Consider the following 9054-nt stretch of genomic DNA (forward strand, 5'->3'; position numbering starts at 1 on the left):
TCAGGACAGCGCGCCCGCGCCCGCCACGAGGCCCTGGACTTCGGTGCCGGGCGGGGCGAGCAGGAACACGTTGCGGTCGACGCGGTGCATGCCGCAGCCGAGGCCGAGCACGACGCCGCTGCTGAAGTCGAGGACGCGCTTGGCGACTTCGGACTCGGCGCCGCTCAGGTCGAGCAGGACCGGGATGCCGGACATGACGGTCTCGGCGACCTCGCGGGCGTCACCGAAGACGTTCACCCGCAGCACCACGAAGCGGCGGCGCGGTTCGGTGTCCACATCCGGCATCGCCCGATGGTCGATCGCCGACGGCCACTCGTTGCGGCTGCGCAGCGGTACGACCTGGGCGAGCCCTTCCCATTGTTCGTCGGTGACGTCGTGGCTGTTCACTGCCCCCACCCCGTCCGGGCTCGCACTGTTGTCTGCACCGACCAATTCTTACGTCATGTCACCCGCTTGGCCCAACACCGACACGGGCGGGTGTCCCTGCCGGTCATGCCGCCAGGGTCACCGCGTCCACCGCCGGGACCCGCAGTCCGCGCCGTGCGGTGAGCAGGCCGGTGACCATGGTGGCCGTCCCCGCAATGGCCACGACCGTGATCCAGATGCCGAGGCCCCGGTCCGGGAGGAGCCCGTCGGTGCGTACGGCGGTGAACGGAAGGATTCCGGCGAGTGCGGCGAGTGTGCCGAAGAACACTCCGGTGACCGTCAGGACGGCGCCCTCCACCGCGACGGTTCCCAGAATCTGCGCGGGGGTCGCGCCGGCGAGGCGCTGCTGCCCGAACTCCCGTACCCGGGCGGCCGTGTCCGCGTACAGCGAGTTGATCAACATGACGCAGGCGAAGACGACGATGATGCCGACCACGGTCAGGTTGAGCGTCTCAAGGTTCTTGTCCTCTGTTGACCGGGTCAATCCCGATGCCTTGATCGTGTCGTTTTCGACGGTCTGCATGTAGAGCGTCGCGGTGGCCATGGCGGTGAACAGGATCAACGGGACGAGGACGCCGGACAGTTGGGAGGCCCGCTGGCGCATGTTCCGCACACCCAGGTAGCCGCTCGCGCCGGTGAGGGCGGTCAGGAGCGGTTCCGCCCGGCCGAGGACGGAGCGCAGCAGACCGGTCGAGACGAGTGCGAGGCCCACGGAGAGGAGGATCGCGCCGTAGGCGGGGGCGGCCATCAGCGCGGGGTCCGTGGCCTTCATCGCGAAGGTGGAGCAGACGGAGGCGGCGCCCAGGACGAGGGCCGCCCAGGACAGGAACCTCCGTGTCCCGCGCCTGCCCCGACGGGTTCCCGCCGCCTCCCTGGTGACCCTGCGGACGGCGAGGAACGCGGCGCCCGCGGCGGCGGCGAGCGTGACGTCGATGCCCGACAGGAGGGCGATCGGCCCGAAGGAGTAGTCGACGGAGCCGGCGACCTGGCCGCTGTCCTTGAACACGTCGAGCAGCACGGCGCCGCCGAGCGCGGCCGGGCCGATGGCCAGGAGGGCTCCGGCGAGGGCGACCGCGACGGACTCGCCGACGACCATGCGCTTGATCTGTCCCGGGGTCGCGCCCGCGGTGCGCAACAGGTTGATCTCGTCCGTACGTTGACGGACGTTGACCGTCAACGTGGAGGCGACCGCGAAGAAGACGAGCAGGGTGCCGTAGCCGCCGACGACGCTCGCCGCGGTGGTGAGGGTGTCCGCGCTGGTGCCGTCGACGCCGCTCCCCGCCGCCGTGTCGTGCATCGCGTTGAAGGTCATGATGATCGCCGCGCCGAGGAAGGCGGACAGGAGGGTCGCGAGGAAGCGACCGGGGCGCTGCCGTACGGAGCGGGCCGCGAGGCCGAGTGTCGTGAACATCGCTCACACCCCCGCTGCCGCGTCGTCGCCGAGGTGGGCGAGGCGTTCGGCGACCGCGTCGGCCGTGGGCGCCGTCAGGTGTCCGGCGAGCCGGCCGTCCGCGAGGAACTGGACGGCGTCGGCGTAGGACGCCGCGACCGGGTCGTGCGTCACCATGACGACGGTCCTGCCGTGGGTGCGCACCGCGTCCCGGAGCAGGGCGAGCACGTCGCGGGCGCTGCGGGTGTCGAGGGCGCCGGTCGGCTCGTCCGCGAAGATCACCGAAGGTTCGGTGACCAGGGCGCGGGCGATCGCCACGCGCTGGCGCTGCCCGCCGGAGAGCTGGTCGGGGCGGTGGCCGAGCCGGTCGCCGAGGCCGACGGCGGTGAGGGTCCGTTCGACCCGGGCCCGGTCCACGCGCCGGCCCGCCAGCCGGAGCGGCAGGACCGTGTTCTGGGCGACGGTGAGCGTCGGCAGCAGGTTGTACTGCTGGAAGACGAAACCGATGCGGGTGCGGCGGAAGCGGGTGAGCGCGGCCTCGCCGCGCGGCGGCTTCGCGGAGTCCGTCATCTCCTCGCCGTCGACGATGACGAGACCCTGGTCGGGGCGGTCGAGTCCGGCGGCGCAGTGCAGCAGCGTGGACTTGCCGGACCCGGAGGGGCCCATCACGGCCGTGAAGGTGCCGGCGGGGAGGGACAGGGTGATGTCGTCGAGGGCCCGGATCCCCGTGCCCTCGCCGCCCGGGGTGTCCGCGTCGCCCCGGGCGCCGTAGGTCTTGGTGACCCTCACCAGACGGAGCGCCTCGCCCCGATGAGGTGGCTGTCCGGGTGTCTGTGCGTGTGTCTGTGCGTGTGTCTGTGCCTGTGTCTGTCGCATGGCCGCCGATCCCCTCGTCCGGCGCTCGTGCGCCGTGTCGTCGATGGTTTCGACGGTAGGGACGGCGGGCGTCGGGGGCACTGGGCGTACGCACCGGACCCGGGGTGGTGCTGTCTACACCCCGGGGGTGGCGACGGTCCTCAGGCGAGGCCGCCCGAGCGGGCCAGCCAGCGGCCCGCGTGCCGGGTGACCTCGATGGGGCGGCCGAAGCAGGCGGTCATCCGGTCGGCGGTGAGCACGTCCTCGACGGCGCCCCGGGCGAGGACCCGGCCCTCCTTCAGGAGCAGCGCGTGGCTGATGGCGGGCGACAGCTCCTCGAGGTGGTGGGTGACGGTGACCGTGGCCAGCTCGGGCCGGTTGTCGGCCAGCCGGCGCATGGTGTCGATGAGGTCTTCGCGGGAGGGCAGGTCGAGCGCGTTGAACGGCTCGTCGAGCAGCAGCAGCGACGGGTTCGCCATCAGGGCGCGGGCGATGAGGATGCGGGCGCGCTGCCCGCCGGAGCAGACGCCGTACGGGCGGTCGGCGAGGTCCTTGATCTGGAGTTCGGCGAGCAGTTCGTGGGCGCGGTCGCGCACCTCGTCGTCGTACGTCTTCCAGAGCGGCTGCACCGTGCCGGAGTGGCCGGTCAGGACGACGGTGTGGCCGGTGAGGTCCTGGGGGACGCGCTGGGAGGTGGAGACGTGGCCGATGTGGGCGCGCAGCTCCCGCACGTCGACGCGGCCGAGCCGGTGGCCGAGGACCTCGACGGTGCCGGTGGTGGGGAAGGTGGTCGCGCCGACCAGGCGCAGGATGCTGGTCTTGCCGGCGCCGTTGGGGCCGAGCAGTGCCCAGTGCTCGCCGGAGCGGACGCTCCAGTCGATCGCGTCGAGGATGACCTGGCCGGTGGTGAGGCGGCGCATGCTCGCGCCGTCGAGGGTGGCGACGATCCGCGCGTCCGTCTCGTTGGTCCTGCTCATGGTGCCTCCCGATTCCTCGCGTATCGGACGCAGAGTAGCTGCACACGGCACATATTTACCGGGGCGTCCGAGGTGTGGACCCGGGCGGTGGAGGGGCGGGTCCACCGGTCGGTGGACGGCAGGTTCAACCGGCCGCCGCTGCCGGTGGCGCACCCCTGCCGAGCAGCATGGACGTCATGACCAACTACCCCGTAAGAATGGCTCGTTGGAGCGCGGGACATCCGTGGCGCGCGATCGCCGGATGGTTCCTCTTCGTCGTTCTCTGCCTCGGCGCCGGCATCGCCGCCGGGTCGAATCCCGCCACGTCCGCCGACTTCGGTGTCGGTGAAGCGGGCCGCGCCGAGGCGATCGCCCGCGAGGGCGGGCTCGCGCAGCGGCCCGTGGAGCGGGTGCTGATCGAGAACCGGTCCGGATCCGCGGCCCTGGACCGGACCGAGGGCGCCGCCGTCGCCGGGGAGGTCGCCCGGCGGATGCGCGCGCTACCCGAGGTGCGGTCCGTGGCCGGGCCCGTGTGGTCGAAGGACGGCCGGGCCGTGCGCGTCGACGTCACCATGAAGGGCGCCGAGCTCGACGGCAAGAAGCACGTCGACCCGCTGCGCGCGCAGACGGCCGAGGTGCGGAGGGCGCACCCCGGGCTGCGGGTCGAGGAGACCGGCGGCCCGTCCATCAGCCAGGGCGTCGACAAGCTGCGCGGCAGCGACCTGTCCCGTACCGAGATGATCGCGCTGCCCATCACCCTGCTCACCCTGCTGTTCGTCTTCCGGTCGGTGGCGATGGCGACCGTGCCGCTGCTGCTCGCGCTGTCGTCGATCGTGGCGTCGGTGGGGCTTTCGATGCTGGCCTCGCACGTCTTCCCCGACGCGGGCGTCGGCACCAACATCATCCTGCTCATCGGGCTCGCCGTGGGCGTCGACTACACCCTGTTCTATCTGAAGCGGGAACGGGAGGAACGCGCCCGCGCCCAGGGGTGGTTGAGCCCGCAGGCGCTGGTCGAGCTGGCCGCCGCGACGTCCGGGCGTGCGGTGGTGCTGTCCGGTCTGGCCGTCGCGGTCTCCAGCGCCACGCTGTTCCTCGCCGACGACGTGATCTTCTCCTCGATCGCCACCGCCGCCATCGTGGTGACGCTGGTCGCCGTGGTCAGTTCGCTGACGGTGCTGCCGGCGCTGCTCGCCGCGCTGGGGGCGCGGGCCGAGCGCCGCGCCGCCCGGCGGAACAAGCCGCAGCCGGCCCCGAAGCCCGTACGGCACAACGCCCTGCTGCGCCTCACCGCCCGGCGCCCCGTCGCCGTGCTCGCCGTCGCGTCGGTCGCGCTGCTGGCCCTGGCCGCGCCGCTGCTCGGCATGAGACTCACCGACATGGGCCGGGAGACGCACTCGCGGCAGACGCAGTCGATGCCCACGTTCGACCGGCTCAACGCGGCGTTCCCCGAGGTCAAGGCCGCGCACCAGGTCGTCGTACGGGCGTCCGCGGACCGTGCGGACGAGGTGGCGGCGGCGCTGCGCGCCCTCGCCGCCGAGGCGAAGGACGACCCGGGCATGAACGGCACGTCCACGCTGCGCACCTCCGCCGACCACCGCGTCAGCTCGCTCGATCTGCCCGTCCCGCACTACGTCAGCACGCAGCCCGCGCAGGACTCCCTGGAGCGGCTGCGGGACCGCTATCTCCCGGACACCGTAGGGAAGTTGGGGGTGGAGGCGGCCGTCACCGGTGACGTGGCCCGCTATGCCGACTATCCGGCGCACCAGAAGCAGAAGCTGCCGCTGATCATCGGCGCGCTGCTGCTCGTGACGTTCTTGATGACCGTCTGGGCGTTCCGGTCGGTGGTGCTCGGGGTGGTCGGTGTCGTGCTGAACCTGCTGTCGGCGGGTGCGTCGCTCGGCGTACTCACCCTGACGTTCCAGGGGAGTTGGGCCGAGGGGCTGCTCGACTTCGACTCGACGGGGACGATCGGTTCGCGCGTGCCGCTGTTCCTGTTCGTGATCCTCTTCGGGCTCTCCATGGACTACCAGGTGTTCGTGATCAGCCGGATCAAGGAGGGCGTGCGGCGCGGGGTGCCGGCCCGGCAGGCGGTGCTCGACGGGGTGGGGAGTTCGGCGGGGGTGGTGACCAGCGCCGCGTTCGTGATGGTGACCGTGTTCGCGAGCTTCGTGTCCCTGCACTTCATCGAGATGAAGCAGATCGGGTTCAGCCTCGCGGTGGCGGTGCTCCTCGACGCGTTCGTGATCCGGGTGCTGATCCTGCCCGCGCTCATGCTGCTGCTCGGTGAGCGGAGTTGGTGGCCGTGGCGGGGTGCGCGGACGGCTTCGCCGGAGACGAAGGCGACCCGGTCACTGATGAACGTAGGCTGACGCGATGTTGCAACGACCGCGGCGCGGCGATCCGTTCTGGATCTGGTTCCTGCACTCCTGGGACCTGTTCTCCTGGGCGATCATCGGACTGCTGGCTCTGCTCACCGTCCTCGGTGACGCTCCGGCGGCGGCACGGTACGGGTCGCTCGCGCTGCTGGTCGCGCTCGGCTGCGCGGGCGCCGCGGTCCACCGCCGGGGGCGCGGGAAGCCGGTGGACGGGTACGTCTATCTGGGCCTGCTGATCGTCTCCCTGGGCGTTCTCGCGTATCTGCGGGACGGGTTCGGCGTGCTGTACACCGTGGCTCTCGCCCAGTTCGTGGTGTACGCGGACAGCCGGCGGGGCGCGCTGGTCAGCAGCGCCCTGGGAGGCGTCGCCATCACGGTGGGCGGGGTGCTGCGGGAGGGCTGGGGCGGGGAGGCCCTGGTCCGCAACGGCATCTCCACCGCGGGGGTGTACGCGGCGGGCGTACTGATCGCGACCCTGACTCCGCGCGCGCTCGAGGTGCGCGACGAGCGGGCCCGGCTGCGCGCGGAACTCGCCCACACGCAGGAGGAGTTGTCCGAGGCGCTGCGCCGGGAGGGCGCGGCGGCGGAGCGGGAGCGGATGGCCCGCGAGATCCATGACACGCTCGCGCAGGGCTTCGCCTCGATCATCGTGCTCGCGGAGGCGGCGCGGGCCGGAATCGAGAGCCAACCCGTCCGCACCGGGCAGCAGTTGACGTCGATCGAGCAGACGGCCCGCGAGAATCTGGCGGAGGCGCGGGCGCTGGTCGGCTCGACGCCGCCGGACGGAGCGGTGCGCGGGTCGGTGGCCGGGGCGCTGCGCCGCACCCTGGACCGGTTCACCGAGGACACCGGCCTCGCCGTGGAGGCCGAGCTGCCGGACGGCCTGGACTGCGACCAGCAGACCAGGATCGCCCTGCTGCGCTGCACCCAGGAGTCCCTGGCGAACGTCCGCAAGCACGCCGGCGCGTCGACGGTCGTGGTGGTGCTCTCCCCCGGCCCGTACGGGATCGAGCTGGAGATCACCGACGACGGGCAGGGCTTCGACGTCGGCGCGGCGCACGGTTTCGGGCTCGACGGGATGCGCAAGCGGCTCGCCGAGCTGGGCGGTGAGCTGACCGTCACCAGTTCTCTCGGGGACGGCACCCGGATACTCGCCTTCCTGCCACTCACCCACGACGTCGAGGAGCCCGCATGAACGGCCAGGACCAGCGCGACGACCGGGACGCGGCGCTGCGCGTCGTCGTGGTCGACGACCACACCGTGATGCGGGCGGGCGTCGTCGCGCTGCTCATGCCCGAGCCCGGCATCGAGGTGGTCGGCGAGGCGGGCGACGGCCGGGAGGGCGTCGAGCTGGTCGAGCGGCTCGCCCCGGACGTGGCCCTGCTGGATCTGCGGATGCCGGTCCTCGACGGGGTCGCGGCGACCCGGCGGATCGTCGCGGGGCCGACCGCGACCCGGGTGCTGATCCTGACGACGTACGACACGGACGCCGAGATCGAGCACGCGGTGGAGGCCGGCGCGATCGGCTATCTCCTCAAGGACACCTCGCGGGAACAGCTCGTCGACGCGATCCGCTCCGCGGCGCGCGGGGAGACCGTGCTCGCTCCGCGGGTCGCGCAGAAGCTCGTCGCGAAGATGCGCCGCCCGACGCAGGCGGCGCTGACCTCGCGCGAGGTCGATGTGCTCAGGGCCGTGGCGGACGGACTGTCCAACGCGGACATCGGGCGGCGGCTGGTGATCGGCGAGGCGACGGTGAAGACGCATCTGCTGCGGGTGTTCGCGAAGCTGGATGTGAGTGACCGGACGCGGGCCGTGGTCGTGGCGATGGAGCGGGGGTTGCTGCCGTCGTCGGGGGGTGCGGCCTAGGGCCTGTCCGGCGGATCAGGTCGCAGCCGGGCGGCCCGCGCATTCCTGTGCTGGTGAGCGGGGTCTGGTGCGTCGAGATGCAAGGCGGAGGAGGGCGTCAACGCGGAGCGTTGGCAACCGACGACAACGCCGCAGGTCGGCGTGCCAGACCGGTTCGTCGTGGTTGCTCGCTCAGTTCCCCGCGCCCCTGAGGCGAGCCGCGCTCGCCCAGGGGACCGGACTCAAGGGGTCTGCCCCGCCGCGCGCAGGGTGAGGACCATGGTGAGGCCGCCGCCCGGGGTGTCCTCGGCGGTGAGCGTGCCGCCCATCGCCTCCACGAAACCCCGCGCCACCGCGAGCCCGAGTCCCACCCCCGCACCCCGGGGAGCGTCCCCGTACCGCTGGAAGGGGGCGAAGATACGGTCCTTCGCCTCGTCCGGGACACCCGGACCCCGGTCGACGACCCGCAGCTCCACCCGCTCCCCCAGCGTGCTCGCCGCGACCAGCACCGGTTCGTCGGGCGGGCTGTACTTCACCGCGTTCTCGACGATGTTCGCCACCGCCCGCTCCAGCAGTCCCTTGTCGACGCTCACCATCGGCAGGCTCTCGGGAACATCGAGATCGACGCTCAGCTCCGGGTCCGGTACGCCGACGAGCGCCAGGGGCACCACCTCGTCCAGGTCGATCTCCCGGATCAGCGGAGCGACCGTGCCCGTCTGGAGCCGCGACATGTCCAGCAGGTTCCCCACCAGATGATCGAGCCGGTCCGCGCCCTCCTCGATGGCTTCCAGGAGTTCGGCCCGGTCGCGCTCGGACCACTCGACGTCGTCCGCGCGCAGCGACGACACCGATGCCTTGATGCCGGACAGCGGGGTGCGCAGATCGTGCGAGACGGCGGCGAGCAACGCCGTGCGCATCCGGTTGCCCTCGACCAGGGAACGGGCCTGGATCGCCTCGGACTTGAGGCGGTCCCGGTCGACGACGACCACCGCCTGCGCGGCGAACGCGGCGAGCACCCGCCGGTCCTCCGCGGGCAGAACGCGGCCGTGGAGCACGAGTGCGGTGTGGTCGCCGACGGGCATGTCGACGTCGGCGTCCTCGGGGCGACCCAGCGGCCGCGGCCCCACACTGCCCGCACAGGTCCACGGCTCCGTGTCACTCACCCGCTCCAACAACGCGACCGAGTCCATCGCGAACGTCTCCCGCA

8 protein-coding genes are annotated in these 9054 nt (G+C 72.3%); 3 read left to right on the forward strand and 5 right to left on the reverse strand.

The annotated features are described in order from the left end of the window. The 4 genes from ABZ930_RS38020 to ABZ930_RS38035 form a co-directional block, all read right to left on the reverse strand. Positions 1-387: a cell division protein SepF gene (locus ABZ930_RS38020; RefSeq protein WP_361558931.1), complete on the reverse strand. Its 387-nt coding sequence runs from the start codon at positions 385-387 to the stop codon at positions 1-3. A 103-nt stretch (positions 388-490) separates the two neighbouring features. Next, the gene (locus ABZ930_RS38025) at positions 491-1837 is read right to left on the reverse strand and encodes an FtsX-like permease family protein (RefSeq protein ID WP_361558934.1); all 1347 of its coding nucleotides are present in this window, start codon (positions 1835-1837) and stop codon (positions 491-493) included. Between the two features lie 3 nt (positions 1838-1840). Continuing rightward, complete coding sequence (locus tag ABZ930_RS38030; protein WP_361558937.1) at positions 1841-2605, reverse strand: ABC transporter ATP-binding protein; 765 nt, start codon at positions 2603-2605, stop codon at positions 1841-1843. Between the two features lie 227 nt (positions 2606-2832). Then, positions 2833-3648: an ATP-binding cassette domain-containing protein gene (locus tag ABZ930_RS38035; RefSeq protein WP_361558940.1), complete on the reverse strand. Its 816-nt coding sequence runs from the start codon at positions 3646-3648 to the stop codon at positions 2833-2835. A 176-nt stretch (positions 3649-3824) separates the two neighbouring features. Between ABZ930_RS38035 and ABZ930_RS38040 the strand changes: the two genes are divergently transcribed. From ABZ930_RS38040 to ABZ930_RS38050, 3 genes are read left to right on the forward strand one after another with little or no spacing between them, the layout of a single operon-like run. Then, positions 3825-5996 carry an MMPL family transporter gene (locus ABZ930_RS38040; RefSeq protein WP_361558943.1) on the forward strand — a complete coding sequence of 724 codons (2172 nt, stop codon included), beginning with the start codon at positions 3825-3827 and terminating at the stop codon, positions 5994-5996. Between the two features lie 4 nt (positions 5997-6000). Further along, complete coding sequence (locus tag ABZ930_RS38045; RefSeq protein WP_361558946.1) at positions 6001-7197, forward strand: sensor histidine kinase; 1197 nt, start codon at positions 6001-6003, stop codon at positions 7195-7197. Next, on the forward strand, positions 7194-7868 hold the full coding sequence (locus ABZ930_RS38050) for a response regulator transcription factor (protein ID WP_361558949.1): 675 nt from the start codon (positions 7194-7196) through the stop codon (positions 7866-7868). The genes ABZ930_RS38045 and ABZ930_RS38050 overlap by 4 nt, the downstream gene beginning before the upstream one ends. Positions 7869-8089: 221 nt before the next feature. Here the strand turns inward: ABZ930_RS38050 and ABZ930_RS38055 are convergent. Further along, a partial coding sequence (locus ABZ930_RS38055) for an ATP-binding protein (protein WP_361558952.1) occupies positions 8090-9054 on the reverse strand: 965 nt, incomplete at its 5' end.

The organism is Streptomyces sp. NPDC046716, assembly GCF_040645755.1.
Taxonomy (GTDB): Bacteria; Actinomycetota; Actinomycetes; order Streptomycetales; family Streptomycetaceae; genus Streptomyces.

Coding starts and splice junctions, on each gene's coding strand:
- ABZ930_RS38025 (WP_361558934.1), bottom strand. CDS start 1,837: ATGTTCACGACACTCGGCCTCGCGGCCCGCTCCGTACGGCAGCGCCCC.
- ABZ930_RS38040 (WP_361558943.1), top strand. CDS start 3,825: ATGACCAACTACCCCGTAAGAATGGCTCGTTGGAGCGCGGGACATCCG.
- ABZ930_RS38035 (WP_361558940.1), bottom strand. CDS start 3,648: ATGAGCAGGACCAACGAGACGGACGCGCGGATCGTCGCCACCCTCGAC.
- ABZ930_RS38045 (WP_361558946.1), top strand. CDS start 6,001: ATGTTGCAACGACCGCGGCGCGGCGATCCGTTCTGGATCTGGTTCCTG.
- ABZ930_RS38050 (WP_361558949.1), top strand. CDS start 7,194: ATGAACGGCCAGGACCAGCGCGACGACCGGGACGCGGCGCTGCGCGTC.